Source organism: Azospirillum lipoferum 4B (assembly GCF_000283655.1).
In the GTDB taxonomy this organism is placed as follows: domain Bacteria; phylum Pseudomonadota; class Alphaproteobacteria; order Azospirillales; family Azospirillaceae; genus Azospirillum; species Azospirillum lipoferum_C.
Genome location: NC_016622.1, coordinates 2,618,054 through 2,635,792 on the forward strand (window position 1 = coordinate 2,618,054; position 17,739 = coordinate 2,635,792).

At 68.3% G+C, this 17,739-nt stretch carries 17 protein-coding genes and 1 pseudogene; 10 read left to right on the top strand and 8 right to left on the bottom strand.

What is annotated here, in order from left to right; translation table 11 throughout:
• Window positions 1–3 precede the first annotated feature (3 nt).
• Window positions 4–981: a hypothetical protein gene (locus tag AZOLI_RS32975; RefSeq protein ID WP_014248944.1), complete on the bottom strand. Its 978-nt coding sequence runs from the start codon at window positions 979–981 to the stop codon at window positions 4–6.
• Between the two features lie 261 nt (window positions 982–1,242).
• Between AZOLI_RS32975 and AZOLI_RS12125 the strand changes: the two genes are divergently transcribed.
• Together AZOLI_RS12125 and AZOLI_RS12130 are read left to right on the top strand one after the other, a co-directional pair.
• Entirely contained in the window at window positions 1,243–2,388 is a 1,146-nt protein-coding gene (locus AZOLI_RS12125; protein WP_014248945.1) for a Do family serine endopeptidase, read from the top strand.
• 164 nt (window positions 2,389–2,552) lie between these two features.
• Window positions 2,553–3,323 (top strand): hypothetical protein, encoded by a 771-nt coding sequence (locus tag AZOLI_RS12130; protein WP_014248946.1) that lies wholly within the window; start codon window positions 2,553–2,555, stop codon window positions 3,321–3,323.
• Window positions 3,324–3,374: 51 nt separating this feature from the next.
• Here the strand turns inward: AZOLI_RS12130 and AZOLI_RS12135 are convergent, their stop codons facing one another.
• Window positions 3,375–3,665, bottom strand: coding sequence for a hypothetical protein (locus AZOLI_RS12135; RefSeq protein WP_014248947.1), 291 nt, complete (start codon window positions 3,663–3,665; stop codon window positions 3,375–3,377).
• Window positions 3,666–4,106: 441 nt separating this feature from the next.
• Here AZOLI_RS12135 and AZOLI_RS12140 point away from each other — a divergent pair, with 441 nt between their 5' ends.
• Complete coding sequence (locus tag AZOLI_RS12140; RefSeq protein ID WP_014248948.1) at window positions 4,107–4,370, top strand: hypothetical protein; 264 nt, start codon at window positions 4,107–4,109, stop codon at window positions 4,368–4,370.
• Between the two features lie 198 nt (window positions 4,371–4,568).
• On the top strand, window positions 4,569–4,712 hold the full coding sequence (locus tag AZOLI_RS12145) for a hypothetical protein (RefSeq protein ID WP_014248949.1): 144 nt from the start codon (window positions 4,569–4,571) through the stop codon (window positions 4,710–4,712).
• 82 nt (window positions 4,713–4,794) lie between these two features.
• On the opposite strand, the pseudogene AZOLI_RS12150 reads toward AZOLI_RS12145, so the two are convergent.
• Window positions 4,795–4,923 (bottom strand): annotated as a pseudogene (locus tag AZOLI_RS12150) (S-methyl-5-thioribose-1-phosphate isomerase); the annotation flags it as partial.
• Between the two features lie 173 nt (window positions 4,924–5,096).
• Between AZOLI_RS12150 and AZOLI_RS12155 the strand changes: the two are divergent.
• Complete coding sequence (locus tag AZOLI_RS12155; protein WP_014248951.1) at window positions 5,097–6,743, top strand: sensor histidine kinase; 1,647 nt, start codon at window positions 5,097–5,099, stop codon at window positions 6,741–6,743.
• 98 nt (window positions 6,744–6,841) lie between these two features.
• On the opposite strand, the gene AZOLI_RS12160 is transcribed toward AZOLI_RS12155, so the two are convergent.
• The 3 genes from AZOLI_RS12160 to AZOLI_RS12170 all read right to left on the bottom strand — a co-directional run bounded on the left by AZOLI_RS12160 (window position 6,842) and on the right by AZOLI_RS12170 (window position 9,766).
• Window positions 6,842–7,309, bottom strand: a complete 468-nt coding sequence (locus AZOLI_RS12160) for a Dps family protein (RefSeq protein ID WP_014248952.1) — start codon at window positions 7,307–7,309, stop codon at window positions 6,842–6,844.
• A 196-nt stretch (window positions 7,310–7,505) separates the two neighbouring features.
• The gene (locus tag AZOLI_RS12165) at window positions 7,506–9,218 is read right to left on the bottom strand and encodes a methyl-accepting chemotaxis protein (protein WP_014248953.1); all 1,713 of its coding nucleotides are present in this window, start codon (window positions 9,216–9,218) and stop codon (window positions 7,506–7,508) included.
• Between the two features lie 65 nt (window positions 9,219–9,283).
• Window positions 9,284–9,766 carry a cache domain-containing protein gene (locus tag AZOLI_RS12170; protein WP_044550108.1) on the bottom strand — a complete coding sequence of 161 codons (483 nt, stop codon included), beginning with the start codon at window positions 9,764–9,766 and terminating at the stop codon, window positions 9,284–9,286.
• Window positions 9,767–10,402: 636 nt separating this feature from the next.
• Here AZOLI_RS12170 and AZOLI_RS12175 point away from each other — a divergent pair.
• From AZOLI_RS12175 to AZOLI_RS31115, 4 genes are all read left to right on the top strand, one after another.
• The gene (locus AZOLI_RS12175; RefSeq protein WP_014248954.1) at window positions 10,403–12,442 is read left to right on the top strand and encodes an elongation factor G; all 2,040 of its coding nucleotides are present in this window, start codon (window positions 10,403–10,405) and stop codon (window positions 12,440–12,442) included.
• Between the two features lie 105 nt (window positions 12,443–12,547).
• Window positions 12,548–12,826, top strand: coding sequence for a hypothetical protein (locus AZOLI_RS12180; RefSeq protein WP_014248955.1), 279 nt, complete (start codon window positions 12,548–12,550; stop codon window positions 12,824–12,826).
• Between the two features lies 1 nt (window position 12,827).
• Window positions 12,828–13,190 (top strand): type II toxin-antitoxin system PemK/MazF family toxin, encoded by a 363-nt coding sequence (locus AZOLI_RS12185; protein ID WP_014248956.1) that lies wholly within the window; start codon window positions 12,828–12,830, stop codon window positions 13,188–13,190.
• A 138-nt stretch (window positions 13,191–13,328) separates the two neighbouring features.
• Window positions 13,329–14,395, top strand: a protein-coding gene (locus AZOLI_RS31115; protein WP_076611116.1) for an IS630-like element ISAli3 family transposase whose coding sequence is annotated in 2 segments (ribosomal slippage) — window positions 13,329–13,815 and window positions 13,815–14,395 — 1,068 coding nt in all. Because the reading frame shifts where the segments join, the coding sequence is not laid out codon by codon here.
• A 36-nt stretch (window positions 14,396–14,431) separates the two neighbouring features.
• Here the strand turns inward: AZOLI_RS31115 and AZOLI_RS12200 are convergent.
• Entirely contained in the window at window positions 14,432–15,634 is a 1,203-nt protein-coding gene (locus AZOLI_RS12200) for an aspartate transaminase (protein WP_014248957.1), read from the bottom strand.
• Window positions 15,635–16,048: 414 nt separating this feature from the next.
• On the opposite strand from AZOLI_RS12200, the gene AZOLI_RS12205 reads away from it, so the two are divergent.
• Entirely contained in the window at window positions 16,049–16,477 is a 429-nt protein-coding gene (locus tag AZOLI_RS12205; RefSeq protein ID WP_014248958.1) for a c-type cytochrome, read from the top strand.
• Window positions 16,478–16,574: 97 nt separating this feature from the next.
• Here AZOLI_RS12205 and AZOLI_RS12210 read toward each other — a convergent pair whose 3' ends face one another.
• On the bottom strand, window positions 16,575–17,678 hold the full coding sequence (locus AZOLI_RS12210) for a cytochrome-c peroxidase (protein WP_014248959.1): 1,104 nt from the start codon (window positions 17,676–17,678) through the stop codon (window positions 16,575–16,577).
• Window positions 17,679–17,739: the final 61 nt, after the last annotated feature.

Sequence of the window (17,739 nt, forward strand, 5' to 3'; positions counted from 1 at the left end):
CGGTCACGCGAACAGGGCGTCGATGTCGGCCTGGGAGATCGCACCGCCGCCATCGCCGCCGCCGGTATCGGCAGGCGGCGGGGGCGGCGGCGGGGCCGGCTTCGCAACGGGTGGAGGCGGGGGAGGGGGAGGAGGTGGTGGTGGTGGAGGCGGGGGTGGCGGCGGAGAGGGCTCCACGCCGGCCGGCAGCGGCTCCGCCCGTTCCGCCACCTCGGGCACGCTGGCGAACAGCGCGTCGATGGCGTCCTGGCTGACCTCCGGCCCGCCCAGCTGCGGGCCGTTCAGCAGATGCGCGTCGGGACGGGTGTCGCCCATCTTGCGGTGGGAGGCGACCTCGCCGGGGGCATGCTGTTCGGCCACCGCCAGACGCTCTACACCCCAGATCTCGATCATCGTGTTCACGCGCTCTTCGATGTAGCGCAGCGTGTTGACGACCTTGGTGGTGCGTTGCCCGGTGATGTCCTGGAAGGAGCAGGCGGTCATGATCTCGATGCACCACGCCTCGATCGCGTCGATCCGCTCGGCCAGATCGTCGTCGTCGCGCGGGATCGACATGGTGATTTCCTGGATCTTCTCCGTCGCGTTCAGGATATCGGTGGTGGCGCGTTCGGTGGCGGCGACGATCTCGTCCAACTCGCCGGTCGCCGCCTCGATCCGGTTGGAACCGGTGTCGGTGGCCTTCAGCGCGGCGATGTCGCTGCGCGCCTCGCGCACCACCTGGGTGATGGCGGTCAGTTCCTGCTGGATGCGCGGATCCTCGCCCGGCGCCAGGGCGGCGAATGCGCTGGGAGAAGCGCCGCTCAGCCGGTCGACCTGGGTTTCCAGCTTATCCACCAGCCGCTGGAAATCGTCGGAGGCGACGACGCGGCTGCGCCGGTCGCGCATGCGCAGGAAGGCGCGACCCCGCGCCGTCTGCGACAGGGCCTCCTCCATCTGCAGATACTCTTGCTCGGTCAGTTCGAGCAGTGACCCGCCGCTCATTGCGCTCAACCCGCCTTGTCCAGCAGCCACGCCTTCCCGCCATGCCGGGGACTGCGCCAGCCCTGTCCTATACCACCGAATTTCTTTACCGGGAGTTTCCGCCGCCGCCACGCTATCATTCTTCCGAACGGATCGGAGTGCCGGCGGATGCCGAAGGCGCCGGGGGACGGACAGGCTTGAACCCCCTTGCTTTTTGCCCCAAATCAGCCCCGGTTCGTAACGGTCTTTGACAGAAATTCCCCTCCAAGAAAGGAAGAAGCCATGAAAGCGGTGGTGCGTCCGGTGGTGTTTGCGGCTGCGGTCGGGATGGCTGCGCTTGCCGGCGGCGCGCTGGTCGCACCGGCCGATTCGGCACTGGGCCGGGCCGGCTCCGTGCTCGGGCTGGGCACGTCGCCAGCCGCGGCGGCGCTGCCGCTGGGTGCGGTCGGCGGCGGTGGCACCATCGCCCCGATGCTGGAGCAGGTGACCCCGGCGGTGGTCAACATCTCGGTGCTGAGCCAGGCTCCCCAGGCGGAAAACCCGCTGCTGCGCGATCCCTTCTTCCGCCGCTTCTTCAACCTGCCGGACCAGATGCCGCAGGGCCGGCCGCAGGTCAGCGCCGGGTCCGGCGTGATCGTCGACGCCGCCAACGGCTATGTCGTCACCAACAGCCATGTGGTGGAGAATGCGCAGGAGATCGCCGTCACGCTGAAGGACCGCCGCCGCCTGCGCGCCAAGCTGATCGGCCGCGACGCCGCCACCGACATCGCGCTGCTGCAGATCAAGGCGGAGAGCCTGACCGCCCTGCCGCTCGGCGACTCGGACCGCGCCAAGGTCGGCGATTTCGTCGTCGCCATCGGCAACCCGTTCGGGCTGGGCCAGACCGTGACCTCCGGCATCGTCTCCGCGCTCGGCCGCAGCGGGCTGAAGATCGAGGGGTACGAGGACTTCATCCAGACCGACGCCTCGATCAACCCCGGCAACTCCGGCGGCGCGCTGGTCAATTTCCAGGGCGAGCTGATCGGCATCAACACCGCCATCATCGGTCCGGCCGGCGGCTCGGTCGGCATCGGCTTCGCCGTTCCGGTCACCATCGTCCGCTCGGTGATGGAACAGCTGCGCGAATATGGCGAGGTGCGGCGCGGCCGGCTGGGCGTCGCCATCCAGGACCTGACGCCCGATCTGGCGGAAAGCCTGAACCTTAAGGGCGACGAGGGCGCGCTGATCGCCAAGATCGAACGCGGATCGCCCGCCGACAGCGGCGGCCTGCGCAGCGGCGACGTGGTGGTGGCGGTCGACGGCCGCGCCATCCGCAGCGCCACCGATTTCCGCAACCGCATCGGTCTTCTGCGCGTCGGCACGCCGGTGCAGTTGACGGTGGTGCGCAACGGCGGGCAAAAGTCGGTGACCGTCCGCACCCAGCGCTAGAGTGTGATCGGTTCGAGCGGAAACGCTTGAACCGTGAATCACACGGAAAACCATAAGCTTAGAGTCTGTCTGGTGCTTCAATAAGCACCAGACAGACTCTAGAGTGTGATCGGCAGAGGCCCGGCGCAGGGTCGCGGACAGCAGAGGAGCCACCCCGTACCGGCATGATGCGTTCCAACCCACCCCGCCGCCCGGCCGCCCCGCCGGCCCCCTCGCCCGGCCGCAGCGCGGCCCAGCGCCAGCGCGAGATCGCGACGCTGCTGATGCGGCTCGACGCCATGCTGAAGCAGTCGGCGGAGCTTGCCCAGACGGCGCGCGAGCGGGTGTCGGTCGGCGGGCTGGCCCGCTACCGCCGCTTCAGCCGGCGCGTGCGCGACTTCTTCGCGCTTGCCGCCCTGGCGCAGGAACGGCTGGACGCCGCGCCGGAGGAGATGGAGGATCTGATCGATCCCATGACCACCGCGCTGGAACGTCTGCACGCCCGCATGGTGGTCCAGTTCGTGGAGGGCAGCGCCGGCTTCTTCTCCAGCTTCGCCCGAGTGAAGGCCCTGCCCATCGGCACCCACGAGATGTGCGGGGTGGAACTGCGCGGCGTCCTGGAAATCCGCAAGTTCCTCGACGATCCACTCTATGAGGGGGAGCGCGGGCAGGCCCTGCGTGCCGAGACCGACCGCATCGCCGCCCTGATCCGCCGCGTGATGGACCGCATTCCGCCACTGCCCGATTTCGGCGACGAGCCCAGCATCGGCCCGCGCGGCACGCTGAACAGCCCGCTGAAGGGCCCCAACGCCCATCTGCCCGCCGGCCGCAGCGTCGCCCGTCCGGCGCCGCCCCGCCCCGCCGGCATGCCGCCCGCCGCGCCCCCGGCCCCGAACCCCAGCACCGAGGTCCGGTCGCTGAGCCTCGACCAGTTCGAGGACGACGAGGACGAGTGAGCGCCCAAGCGGGCGGCGACACCATGCCCCGGGCCGCCCGCCATCGATTCGTCAGCGGCGGTGCTTCTTGCCCTCGTCCGCGGTCAGGGCGCCGACCGCGGCGCCGGCCGCACCGCCCAGCAACCCGCCATAGATGGCGCTGCCGCCGGTAACCGCGCCGATGGCCGCACCGCCGGCAGCACCGATCGCGCCGCCGGTCAGGGCACGGTTTTCGCGGTGGTTCAGGTTCGAACAGCCGCCGAGCAGGGCCGCACCGATCAGCAGCACCGTCGCCCCGGTGGTGGCCCTGCTGGCGGTCCGGTTGGTGGCCCTGGTGATGACTGTCCCCATGGTCGTCTTCATCGCTCTCTTCCTTCAAAAAAAGGCTTGGCCGCCGGGTGCCTCTCTCGGGCTGTCGCTGCGGCCATGCTTATGTTTGGTGAGCCGCGCCTTGCGCTGCTGTGACCATTTCGGGGTAACGACCTCACCCGTTCGATGCGGGGCACATCGTTCGCGTTACAGCGATCAACGAAGACGACGGGGAATGAACGACAAGACTTCCCCAAGCCGGCCGGGCCGATTTTCCCCAATCAAAGTATGGTTACCAAATGGTGTGGTAAGACCATTTGAATTGTTTTTGTTAGCCGACAAATAATTACAACTTTCCGAATGAAATCCGGCCGCGAATTGGTTACGACCTTGCCTTCCCTCTGAAGCATCGTGCTCATGGGGAGACAGAGATCGGCTCCTTGCGCTGGCATTTCGAAGCCACGCGATGAAAGGCCGGCACAGGGAAGAGTAGAGATGATGTTCGACGAAAAGCACTATGACGACAGCCGCCCACCCGACCGGAACCGATCCTCCACCCACTCCCCGCCGATGGGCCGGATCATCGAGATGGCATTCAGCGGCTTGTGGGTGATCAAGCGGCAGGGTGTGCTGACGGAGGTCGGCGGCCGACTCTATTGGCCCGACCGCCAGTCTCTGGAGCGGGCGGCGGCCCAGGCCGGCATTCCGCTGTCGGATGTCGCGGTCCATACCGGACGCCTCGACGCCGACTCCCGATAGGGGGACAGGCTCCACCCCTTCCGGGGGATGGAACCGCGACGAAGGGACAGTTGCACAGGCAGGGGGCTTCTTCCAATATCCGGAGTGCGGACAAACAGCTGGTATGGACCGTCCACAATCTCCGTTTCATTGGGGCCCATGGAAGACATCGACCGCCAAAGAACGCTGGATTATTTCGAAAGGCTGGGGAAAAAGCGCGTGCGCCTTTACACCGCCATCGACTGCGAGCGCTTTCTCGGCGACTGGCAGGTCCGCGAGTTGGCGGACCAGTGGCTCGATGCCAAGAATGCGGAAGACACGCCGCAGCCGCTGTGGCGGCGGCTGCTCGCCGACCGCCGCTGACGCTTCTCCTTCCCCGCCTGTCGGCCTAGGCCCGTTCCGGAAACAGCCCGAGCAGCCCGTCGCGCTCCTCGATGGGAGCGTGGGCGGCCTCCTCCAGGCCGGTCAGGCGGACGACGGCGAAATCATGCGGCAGCCGGGTCTGGTCGATGATGGCGACGCTTCCCCCGCCTTCCGACCAGATGGTGCGATAGGCCGTCCCGTCGATCCGCATAACACCATCCTCCGGATATCCGCCATTCCACCCGACAAAGCAGGATGACTTTGTCGGCACCTCGCAATAGGTGGTGGCCGCTGCCGCTTCAACACGGGTAGCGTTCGGCGGAACAGTCACCCGCCGGGCGGTGTTACCGTTTCCGGCCAAGCATGAATGGCCGCACCCCCCACATGGTTTCCGACACGATGCCGTTGCGCGCGCTGCGTTCCCAATCCTCCCCGCTCTACCGGCTGCCCGGTTCGGCGCTGGTCCTGATCGCCTGCACGGCGGCCGTTCTGCTGACCGTCGGGCTGTCGGCCGTCTTCGCCTGGCGCGACCGCAACGAGGCGGTGCAGCAGGCGACCGGGGTCGCCGGCAACATCGGGTTGCTGGCGGCGGAGCATGCCGCCCGCCTGATCGAGACCGGCGACCTGCTGCTGACCCAGACGGCGACGCTGGCCGGCACGACCGGCACGCCGCTGCCCGACGACCGGGCGACGCGTGACCGCATGGCCCTGCTGGCGGCCAGCACTCCGCACATGGTGGGGTTGGAGATCCGCGACGCTTCCGGCGCCCTGCGCCTGTCCAGCCTGCCGGATGCGCCCCCTGCCGCCTCACCGGCACTGCGGCCCGATGGCCGCGCCATCGGCGACGGCCGCATGGGCGGCCGGGCGGTGGTCACGCTGGCGCAGCCGCTTCCCGGCAGCGCGCCGCGCGGCTGGGCGGTCGCCGGGCTGGACGCCCGGGCCTTCCGCGACGTCTACCGCGCGCTCGACGTCGGCTATGGCCACAGCATCTCCATCCTGAAGCCGGACGGCACGCCGCTGCTGCGCGAGCCGGAGGGCGGCGGCACCATGGGCGGGCGCAAGGGCGACGACAACACGGCAAGCCACGCCGACGACATCACCGTGACGCGCCCGATCGGCGACACCGGCCTGTCGACGGTGGTGACCATCGCCACCGGCAGCGTTCTGCAGCGCTGGACGGAGCGGCTGTGGATCTACGCCGCCTTCGCCGCGGCGGCCTGCGCCACCGTGGCGGTGATCGGCGCGCTCGCCATCCAGCGGGCCCGGCGCGAGCGCGAGGCGGAGGACGCCCTTCAGCACGCCTACGACACGCTGGAGGAGCATGTCCACCAGCGCACCGCCCAGCTGGAGCGCGCCAATGCCCAGCTGGAAGCCGCAGTGACCGACAAGGAGGTGCTGCTGAAGGAGGTCCAGCACCGGGTGAAGAACAACCTTCAGGTCATCTGCAGCCTGCTGCGCCTGCAGGCGGCCCGCATCGACGAGCAGGCCCGCCGCGGCTTCGACGAGAGCCTGCGCCGCATCCAGACCATGAGCCTGCTGCACGAACTGCTCCACCGGTCCGACGAGCCGGCCCACATCAACTTCGCCGAAGCGCTGCGCCAGATGTGCGACGGGCTGGTGCGTTCCGACAACCCGACCGCCGCCCGGCTGGAGCTGGAGACGGAGGATTGGATCGTCGATGCCGACCGCGCCACGCCGCTGGCCATCGCCACCAGCGAACTCGTGTCGAACGCCCTGCTGCACGCCTTCCCGCACGGCCATCCCGGCACCGTGCGCGTGATGCTGGAGCGCGAGGAAAACGGAATGCGGCTGATCGTGCGCGACAACGGCGTCGGCCTGCCCGCCGGCATGCCGAGCCAGCACAAGCGGCCGAGCCGCGGCGGCGCCGGCAGCGGGCTGGGCCTGAACCTGGTGCAGGCCTTGTCGCATCAGGCCGGCGCCACCCTGAAGATCGAGCGCGACAGCGGCACCATCTTCACCCTGACCATCCCCAAACTGCCGATCCGCCAGCAGGCCAGGAACGCGGCGTAAGGCGGGACGCGGCCGGAGCCCGAACGGAAAGGGCCTCCCCATCCATGGACGGGGAGGCCCTTTCCGTTCGAACGCGTGCCAGGAAGACGCTCCCGCGACTACTCCAGCATGCTGCGCAGCATCCAGGCGGTCTTGTCGTGGATCTGCAGGCGCTGGGTCAGCAGGTCGGCGGTCGGCTCGTCGCTGCCCTGCTCGGCCGCCGGGAAGACGCTGCGGATGGTGCGGGCGGCGGCCTCGTGGCCTTCGACCAGCTGGCGGATCATGTCGTTCGCCTTCGGAACGCCCACTTCCTCCTTGATCGAGGCCAGCTCCGCGAACTGCGAGAAGCTGCCCGGCGCCGGATACCCCAGCGCGCGGATGCGCTCCGCGATCTCGTCCAGCGCAGTCCACAGCTCCGTGTACTGGGTCATGAACATGGTGTGGAGCGTGTTGAACATCGGCCCGGTGACGTTCCAGTGGAACGAATGGGTCTTGATATAGAGCGCGAAGGTGTCGGCCAGAACCTTGTTCAGCCCTTCGGCAATGGATTTGCGGTCTTCGTCCGAGATCCCGATGTCGATCTTCATGGTTCGATCCTTCTTGTTCGGTCCTGCATCATACCCCGGCATCGGCGTGGCCGTCACCGGCCGCCACCCCACCGTCCCCGCACATCAGCTTGGGCGCGGGCGAATGGTTTCAAGGCTGATGCGACCAATCTTCGCGGCCAATCCTCGCGGAAGGCATGGCAGACCAACGGAAGGTGAATGGCGGAACGGGCGTTCCTCAGCCCGCCCGCAGCCGGCCGATGAAGTGCTTGACCTCACGGCTCAGCGTCACCGCCTGCCCGTCGAGCAGCTCCGCCGCGCGCAGGACCTCGCCGGCGGCGGTGCCGGTCTCGCTTGCGCTGGCGGATACGGTGGTGATGGTGCGGGACACGTCGCTGGTGCCGGCGGCGGCCTCCTGCACGTTGCGGGTGATTTCCTCGGTCGCAGCGGCCTGCTGTTCCATGGCGCCGGCGATGGACCCGACGATCTCGTCGATGCCGACCACCGTCTCGCCCACCCCGCGGATGGCGGTGACAGCGGCGCCGGTCACCTGCTGCATGGTTGCGATCTGGGTACCGATGTCCTCGGTGGCCTTGGCCGTCTGGTTGGCGAGGTTCTTCACCTCGCTCGCCACCACGGCGAAGCCCTTGCCGGCCTCCCCCGCCCGCGCGGCTTCGATGGTCGCGTTCAGCGCCAGCAGATTGGTTTGCGCCGCGATGGAGTTGATCAGACCGACGATCTCGCCGATGCGGTGGGCGGCGTCGGACAGGCCGACGACATGGCCGTTGGTCTCCTCCACCGCACGCACGGCACCGCGCACCATGTCGAAGGAGCGGCGGACCTGGGCGCCGATCTCGGCGATGGAGGCCGACATCTCCTCCGTCGCGGCGGCGGCGGTCTGGACGCTGGAGCCCGCCTGGGCGCTGGCGGCGGCGACGGTGGCGGCCTGCCGGTTGGCACTGTCGGCGCGCTCCAGCATGCCGGCGGCGTTGCTGCGCACCTGATGGGCGCCAGCCCCCACCTGCTGAACCACCTCCGCCACACGGGCCTCGAACAGGTCGGCCAGCTCCTGGATGGCGCGGTGTTTTTCGGCTTCGGCCTCCGCCTTCTGGCGCTGCTGGTCGGCGGTCAGCCGCTCCACCTCGCGGGCGTTGGTCTGGAACACCTCCAGCGCGCGGGCCATGGCGCCGATCTCGTTGCGCATCCAGCCGCCCTCGACCACGCCGTCCAGCTTTCCGGCGGCGAGCTCCGTGGTGGTGCGCGAGAGTTGCTGCAACGGCCTGGTGATGGAGCGGGCGAGCACCAGCCCGGCCGCCATCATCGCCAGCAGCAGCCCGCCCATGACCAGCGCGAAGTCGCGCCGCGCCGCGGCGGTGGCATCGCGGGTGGCCTGGGTGGCGGCGGAGGTGGAGCGGCCGATGGCGGCCTGCGTCTCCATCACCTTGGCGGTCAGGGCGTCGAACTGGGCGTCGGTGTGGGCCATCATCGGGATGCCGATCAGGCGGTCGATGGCCGCCATCTGGTTCATCTCGTCCACCGCCTTGGCATAGGCGCCGAGCCGGACCGACACCTCGTCCAGCATCGCCCGCTCCGCCTCGGCCAGCGGAATGGCGCGCAGCTCCGCGATCGCGCTGCGCGCCTTGCCCAGGTTGGCGGCGATGGCGTCGCGCATGGCCTGGAGCTTCGCCTCTTCGATCCCCGACCCTGACAGGGCCAGATGCCGCGACACGTCACTGTGGATGACATAGGCGATGGCGACCAGCCGGTCGATGCGGCCCAGACGCTCCGCCGCCTCGCTGTGGATGCCGTCCACGGCGCCGAGCGCCTGCTCCGATTCACGGTCGGCCAGGACCAGGGCCGCCACCGTCAGGACGATCCCCATCAGGGGTGCCGCGAACACCCGGCCCGCCACCGACAGGCCCGACAGACGCGCAAAGACACCGCCGCTCATCCCCACTCCCCCATCAACGTCGCCGTACGGTCACCGCCGGACGCGGCGGCCGTCATTCGCCGTCGTCACTTGTAGATGCCGACATAGGCGACCAGATCCTGGCCGGGCACGCGCTTCACGTAGGTGATCTTCGGCTCGATCTTGTTGCTGGCGGGGTTCAGCCAGCGATACTCGACCCAGCCCTCGCCCTTGTCCTTGGCGACGGCCAGCACGTCCTGGACGATGAAACGGCCATCCGGGTCCTTGACGTTGATGACGCTCTGACCGACGCCGGCCGGACGCGGCGGATAAACCTTCCACACCCCGGCGAAGTCGATGACGTTGACGTAGATCTCGCCGTACTTGAACGGACCGTCGGCGTTGAAGGCCTTGGCGGCCTCGTCCAGTCCCTGGGCGGCGATCAGCTCCGCCGCCTTCAGGGTGATGGACTTCGCGTCCTCCTGGGTCGGCTTGGCCGTCTGGGCCAGGGCGGGGGTGGGCATCGGGGCGGAAACGGCAGTCCCGGCGGCGATCAGGCCGGCCACCAGCAAACGAAACCACAGGTGCATGTGCTCTATCCCCAAGGAATGGAGGCCAGCCGGCGGACGCCGGACGGCCCGCAGATTGTTGTCCGGCCGTCGCCGCTTCCGCGCGCAGCCGTATTCCGATCAAGCTACTAGCAGAAGGTTTCATGCATTTGTCCGTCCTATTTCGACACGGTCATACTGCATTGCGACATAGCAATATTTCCACAAACCTCCCGATCCACACACTTTTAAAACGTACTCCTTTGAATCCAAACGCCTTATCCGCGCAGGGTCGCCATCGGCACCGGATCCGGAACGGCCGCTGTCCACAGATGCGGCCTATCGACGCATCGAACGCCTCTCCCCCGCCGCGCCGAGCCTGCCGGATCCCCGGCGCCGCCCGCGGCTGCGTGACGGTTTGCCGCCCCTTTTTTCCATCGACAGCCGCGCTGATCGGGTGGAGCATCGAAAGTCCGATGCGGGCGTTCCGCCGGCCCCGGACCCGATGCGCCATCCCCGCACCCGTCCGCCGCCGCCCGTCGCCCCACCCGGACGTGCCGGTTTTCCAAGTGACTGTCTAGAGCCACACGCGAACGGGCCGCCAGAGCGGCCGGCACCAGCGCCCCATCCCCGGCGCGGCCCGGCCAGGACGGTCCGAAGCTTCCACGGGAGGTGTGAATGCCGCATACGCAAATCCGGACGGCGCGCTGCGCGGCGCTGGTCGGCCCCTATCTCGCCGGCAAGACGACGCTGCTCGAAAGCCTGCTGTTCGCGGCGGGGGCCGTCACCCGCAAGGGCAGCGTGCGCGACGGCAACGCCGTGGGCGACAATTCGCCGGAGGCGAAAGCCCGGTCGATGAGCACCGAGTTGAACGTCGCCTCCTTCGATTACCTGGGTGAACGCTGGTCGATCCTGGACTGCCCCGGCTCGGTGGAGCTGGCGGGCGAAGCGCAGGCGGCGCTGATGGCCGCCGACATCGCCATCGTGGTGGCGGAAGCGGCGCCGGAGAAGGCGGTCTTGCTGGCCCCGCTGTTCAAGGTGCTGGACGACCACCGCATCCCGCATCTGCTGTTCATCAACAAGATCGACACGCTGGGCGACCTGCGGGTGCGCGACGTCGTCGCCGCCTATCAGGAGGTCTCGGCCCGCAAGCTGGTCCTGCGCGAGGTGCCGCTGCGGGAGAACGGCCAGATCACCGGGCTGGTCGATCTGGTCAGCGAGCGCGCCTGGCGCTTCAACCCGCACAAGCCGTCCGATCTGGTGGCCCTGCCCGACAGCGTCCGCGACTGGGAGGCGGAGGCGCGGCAGGCGATGCTGGAATCGGCCGCCGACTTCGACGACGCCCTGCTGGAAAAACTGCTGGAGGATATGGCCCCCGACAGTACGGAGCTGTACGAGACGCTGGCGCATGAGCTGGCCGACGACCTGATCGTTCCCGTCTTCTTCGGATCGGCGGAGAACGACAACGGCATCCGCCGCCTGCTGAAGGCCCTGCGCCATGACGGGCCGGAGGTCGGCGTCGCCGCCGCCCGCATCGATATCCCGTCGGATGCGGCGGTGGCGGCCCAGGTGGTCAGGACGATGGTGGGGTCCCATGCCGGGAAGCTCAGCCTTGCCCGCATCTGGCGCGGCACCGTCACCGACGGCATGACGCTGGGCGGAGAACGGGTGTCCGGCATCTTCCAGCTGTTCGGCCGCGACCAGACCAAGGTGCCGCAGGCGGCGGCGGGCGATCTCGTGGCGCTCGGCCGGCTGGAGAAGGCGGCGACCGGCGACCGGCTGACCGAGAAGGCCAATCTCGGCCCGCCCGCCGACTGGCCGGCCGCCGCCCCGCCGGTGCATGGGCTGGCGCTGCGCGCCGAGAACCGCAATGACGAGGTGAAGCTGTCCGCCGCCCTGCAGAAGCTGCGGGAGGAGGACCCGTCCCTGACGCTCGACCAGTCGCCCGAAACCGGGGAGCTGGTTCTGTGGGGCCAGGGCGACGTGCATCTGAAGCTGGCGATGGACCGGCTGCGCAGCCGCTTCAACGTCGCGGTGAAGGGCCAGCCGCCGCAGGTTCCCTATAAGGAGACGATCCGCAAGAGCACCAGCCACCACGCCCGCTTCAAGCGCCAGACCGGCGGCCACGGCCAGTTCGCCGACATCCATGTGGAGATCCGGCCGCAGCCGCGCGGCTCCGGCATCCAGTTCGAGGATGCGGTTGTCGGCGGCGCCGTGCCGCGCCAGTACATCCCGGCGGTGGAGGCCGGCGTGCGCGAGGCGGCGGTGCGCGGGCCGCTCGGCTTCCCGGTGGTGGACTTCGCGGTGAGGCTGACCGGCGGCCAGTTCCACGCCGTCGACAGTTCCGACATGGCCTTCAAGACGGTGGCGCGGCAGGCGATGGCCGAAGCCCTGCCGGCCTGCGAGCCGGTGCTGCTGGAGCCGATCCTGACCGTCACCATCGCGGTGCCCAGCGCCTTCACGCCCAAGGTGCAGCGTCTGGTCAGCGGCCGGCGCGGCCAGCTGCTGGGCTTCGACGCCCGGCCGGGCTGGCCCGGCTGGGACGAGGTGAAGGCGTGCATGCCGCAGGCCGACATGCAGGACCTGATCGTCGAGCTGCGGTCGCTGACCTTCGGCGTCGGCAGCTACAGCGCCGAATTCGAACGCCTGCAGGAGGTGGTGGGCAAGGCCGCCGACCGCGCGGTGGAGATCCGCAAGGACATGCTGGCGGCGCAATAGGGGGGAACCCGGTCACGGCCGGCAGGCTGAACGTGTCGGCGGTCACGGGCTTGCCGGGCCGCCGCCGCATACGTATCTTACGTAAAGAACGTAGCGGAGTGAGCCATGACCGTGCCAGTGGTCGCCCAACTGTCATCGACGGACCTCAACAAGGCATCCGGCAGGGTGCTCGACAGGGCGGCGGAGGGGCCGGTGCGCATCCTGCGGCGCAACCAGAGCTTCGTCCTGCTGCGCGAAGAGGCTCTGGACGAAATGCTTGAAGCCGCGCGCGACGACAGGCCGCAATCGCTGGAGGACATGCTGGACGGCTACGATCCCGACAAGATCCGCCGGCTGGCCGGCGGCTTCCTGTCCGATCCGCCAACCGGCAAGGAAATGCTCTGAGGTGCCGCGTCCAGGCGACAATTTCGCCCGCAACGGCTATGTGCCGGCCATGGGCCATGTGGTGCATCTGGACTGGGCGCCGGCTCTGGGCCACGAGATGACCGGGCCGCATTACGGTTTGGTGCTGTCCGCCGACGCCTTCAATCTCGGGACCGGGCTGTGCATGCTGTGTCCGATCACCTCGAAGGTCGGCAAGCTCAGCGGCTTCGAACTGCCCATCGCGGCCGGCAAGGTGCGGGGTGCGGCCATCCTGTCGGCCCTGCGTTCGGTCGATTACCAGACTCGCGACATCCAGTTCGCCGCCGCCGCGGATCAGGCGGACGTGGCCGAAGCCAACCGCCGCGTCCGCATGATCTTTCCTTAAGCCCAAAACGAAAAGGGCCGGCACCCTTGCGGCGCCGGCCCTTCCCTTATACCAGCGGCTTTGAAGTGTGACTCGTCACGGTGGATTCCCTTTTGGTCCGCCCTGTGATTCGCTGCCAGCTCTCGGAAGGAGGCGGGTATGGCGGCGATTGCGATCACGCGGCTGGAGCTGAGTTCAGCGGAGTTGCGCCAGCGGGCGGTGCGTTTTGGCGATCCGGATGTAGCGCGGCGCCTTCTCGCCCTAGCTCTGGTTTTGGAGGGGCGATCTCGCGAGGACGCCGCGCGGTCTTGCGGGATGGATCGGCAAACGTTGCGGGATTGGGTTCACCGCTACAACGCCCAAGGCGTGGCGGGGCTGCGGGATCGTAAGGCACCGGGAGCCAAGCCGAAGCTGTCGGCGGAGCAGGAAGCGGAGGTGGCGTCCTGGGTCCGCTCCGGTCCGGACCTCGCCGAGGATGGCGTGGTTCGGTGGCGGCGGTGCGATCTGGCCCGCAAGATCGAGCGCCGGTTCGGCGTGGTGCTGGCCGAGCGCAGCGTTGGCGGGCTGTTGCGCCGTCTGGGGTTCCGTCGCCTGTCGGTGCGCCCCCAGCATCCTCAGCAGGATGGCGAGGCGCTCGAGGCTCACAAAAAAACTTTGCCGCTCTGGTTGCCGGCGCCCTCCCCGACACCGCCCGCGGCAAGCCGCTGGAGCTCTGGTGGCAGGACGAAGCCCGGGTCGGCCAGCAAGGGACCCTGACCCGGGTGTGGGCCGCCAAGGGCAGCCGGCCACGCGCGCCCCGCGACCAGCGCCATAGCTGGGCCTACCTGTTCGGCGCCGTCTGCCCGAGCCGTGGCGCCGCCGCGGCCTTGGTCCTGCCCAAGGCCAACGCCGCGGCAATGACCCTGCACATGGCCGAGATCAGCGGCCAAGTGAGCGACGGCCACCATGCGGTGCTCATCCTCGACGGCGCAGGCTGGCACCAGCCGGGCGACAAGCTGGTCGTGCCCGAAAACATCAGCCTTCTGCATCTCCCGCCCTATTGCCCGGAACTCAATCCGGTCGAAAACATCTGGCAGTTCCTGCGACAGAACCACCTCAGCCATCGCGTCTTCGATTCCTATGCCGCCATCGTCGAGGCCTGCTGCGAGGCGTGGAACGCTCTCGCCCAGGCACCCGAAATCATTCGCTCAATCGCCTCACGCTCGTGGGCAGCGGTCAATGTCTAAAGCCGCTGGTATTACTCAATCACCGCAGCGGCGCGGTCAGCGCAGGTTGCCGCAGGCGCGCTGGATGCGCTTGCACGCCTCTTCCAGCGCTTCCGTCGAGGTCGCGTAGGAGATGCGGAAGTGCGGGGCGAGGCCGAAGGCAGACCCCTGGACGACGGCGACGCCTTCCGACTCCAGCAGGTAGGTGACGAAATCCTCGTCGGTCTCGATCACCTTGCCGTCCGGCGTCGTCTTGCCGATGGTGCCGGCGCAGGACGGATAGACGTAGAAGGCGCCTTCCGGCTTCGGGCAGCTGATGCCGGTCGCCTGGTTCAGCATCGACACCACCAGATCGCGGCGCTCGCGGAAGACCTCGCCACGCTCCTTGATGAAGTCCTGCGGACCGTTCAGCGCCTCGACGGCGGCGGCCTGGGCGATGGAGGTCGGGTTGGAGGTCGACTGGCTCTGGATCACGCCGATGGCCTTGATGAGATCCTTCGGGCCGCCGGCATAGCCGATGCGCCAGCCGGTCATCGCGTAGGACTTCGACACGCCGTTGACGGTCAGGGTGCGGTCGTACAGCGACGGCTCGACCTGGGCCGGGGTGACGAACTCCAGGCCGTCATACAGCAGGTGTTCGTACATGTCGTCGGTCATCACCCAGACATGCGGGTGCTTGAGCAGCACGTCGGTCAGCGCCTTCATCTCGGCGCGGGTGTAGGCCGCACCAGACGGGTTCGACGGCGAGTTCAGGATCAGCCACTTGGTCTTCGGCGTGATCGCCTTTTCCAGGTCGGCGGGCTGCAGCTTGAAGCCCTGCTCGGCCGGGCAGGAGACGAAGACCGGCGTGCCTTCCGCCAGCTCCACCATGTCCGGATAGCTGACCCAGTAGGGGGCCGGGATGATGACCTCGTCGCCCTGGTTCAGCGTCGCCATCAGGGCGTTGTACAGCACCTGCTTGCCGCCGACGCCGACGGTGATCTGCTCCGGCGTGTATTTCAGGCCGTTCTCGCGCTCGAACTTGGCGCAGATCGCCTTCTTCAGGGCGGGGGTGCCGTCCACCGCGGTGTATTTGGTGTCACCGGACTCGATCGCCTTGATGGCGGCGGCCTTGATGTTGTCGGGGGTGTCGAAGTCCGGCTCGCCGGCGCCCAGGCCGATGACGTCGCGACCGGCCGCTTTCAGCTCGCGGGCTTTGTTGGTCACGGCGATGGTCGGCGACGGCTTGATGCGCGAGAGACGGGACGCGATAATCGACATGGCGGCGGGCCCCCTCAGGGCTATGGTGACGGTGTGGCGGAGACGTCGTTGAGACGCCTGCCCCTCCGGGTGGAAGGCGCGAGGCCGGACCTTACTTCCGCTCCACCCCGGTTGCAAGGCCGGTCGGCCGGTGAAAACCGCCCGGTTCCGCGGTTTTTCCGCGCTGTGGCCGCGCCGTACCGAGGCATCGTCGGCCGGCAGACCCGCAAAAATCCGCGGGTATTCCCAGCGGTGCGCGGGTCGACCCCGCGGTATTACCAAATCCCGCAGCCATCATGCGCAGCATTATTTCTTACAGCACAAATGAACGGCATGACGGCGCATCCCCGTCATACCCGCTTCACTTGACAGCTTGGGCTTTGCGGTGTGTAAAGTTTCGCCTGGGGGACTTAATTCAAGGAAGGGATAAGAACCGTGTTTTCCCGTATCGTGCTTGCGGCCTCGGCCGCACTGATGCTGACCGGCGGCGTTGCTCTGGCCCAGGACGTCATCCAGACCCGCAAGGCCGGGTTCGAGGACTACAAGAAGGCGATGGGCGAGATCAAGGACGCGGTGGGCAAGGGCGATCTGGCCGCCGTCGGTCCGGTGGCCGACCGCGTCGACGCCTTCGCCGCCAAGATCCCCGGCCTGTTCCCGCCCGGCTCCGACAAGGGCAAGACGGCGGCCAAGGAAGTGATCTGGGCGAATTTCCCGGACTTCACCGCCAAGGCACAGGATCTGCAGGCCTCCGCCAAGGCGCTGAAGGTCGCCGCCGCCTCGGGCGACAAGGCCGCGACGGGCAAGGCGTTCGGCGCCATGGCCGACAGCTGCAAGGCCTGCCACCAGCGCTACCGCTCCGAATAAGCGGCAGCCCTTATGGAAAAGGCCCTTCCCCGCCGACGTGGGGAAGGGCCTTTTCTTTGGCGGAACGCTGCCTGAATCCTTACTTGAACACGATTCCTTACTTGAACACGGGCTGCGGCGTGGCCGGCGTGCTGGCCGGCAGCAGCGGATACTCGACGCGCGGCTGCTGGCCGGTCAGCGTCGTCAGGAAAGCGGTGATCTTGTCGATCTCCTGGTCGGACAGGGTGGCGCCGAGCTGGCTCGACCCCATCACCGCCACCGCCTGGCGCAGATCCCACACCTTGCCGGAATGGAAATAGGGGGCGGTCAGCGTGACGTTGCGCAGGGTGGGCGCGCGGAAGACATATTCGTCGTCGGCGGTCTTGGTGACGGCGAAGCGGCCCTTGTCGCCCGGCGGCAGGATTTCCGCGCCCGGCTTGGCCACCACGCCGAAGGGGAAGTAATCGTGGCCGCCGACATTGACGCCGTTGTGGCAACCGGCGCAGCCCTTGTCGATGAACAGCTCCAGCCCGGCCTTCTGCGTGTCGGTCAGCGCGTCGGCCTTGCCCTCCAGATACTGGTCGAAGGGGGCGGCTGGGGTGGTCAGCGTCGCCTCGAACGCCTCGATCGCCATGGCGACATTGTCGAAGGTCACCGGATCCTTCTCGTTCGGGAAGGCGTCGGCGAACTTGGCCTTGTAGGTGGGGATGCTGTTCAGCACGGCCATCACACGGTCGGGCGTGCTGTTCATTTCGACGCCGGCCTGGATCGGACCCTTGGCCTGGGCCTTCAGGTCTTCCGCCCGGCCGTCCCAGAACTGGGCGACGTTCAGCACGGCGTTCAGCACGGTCGGCGCGTTGCGCGGCCCCTTCTGCCAGCCATGACCGACCGAGGTCTCCAGCCCGTCGACGCCGCCGAGCCCCAGATTGTGGCAGCTGTTGCACGAGAAGATGCCGCTGGCCGACAGGCGCGGATCGAAGAACAGCATCTTGCCGAGTTCGATCTTCTCGCGCGTGACCGCATTGTTGCGGATCGCCGGCAGGGTGGCGGGCAGCGGCTTGAACAGTTCGCGCGCACGGCCCATCAGGGCGTCGCCGGCTGCAGGGGGGTCGGCGGCCGGCGCCGTGCCGGCGGTTGCGGCAAGGATGCCCAGGGCGGCGGCGGTCGCAACCAGCAGGCCTTTCAGCGCTGCGGTCGGACGATGTCCGGATTGTGCGTGCATGGCTGGCTATCCCCCGGCGCGGCCGACATCCACCACAACCTTCGGCTTCAATCAGGCAAAG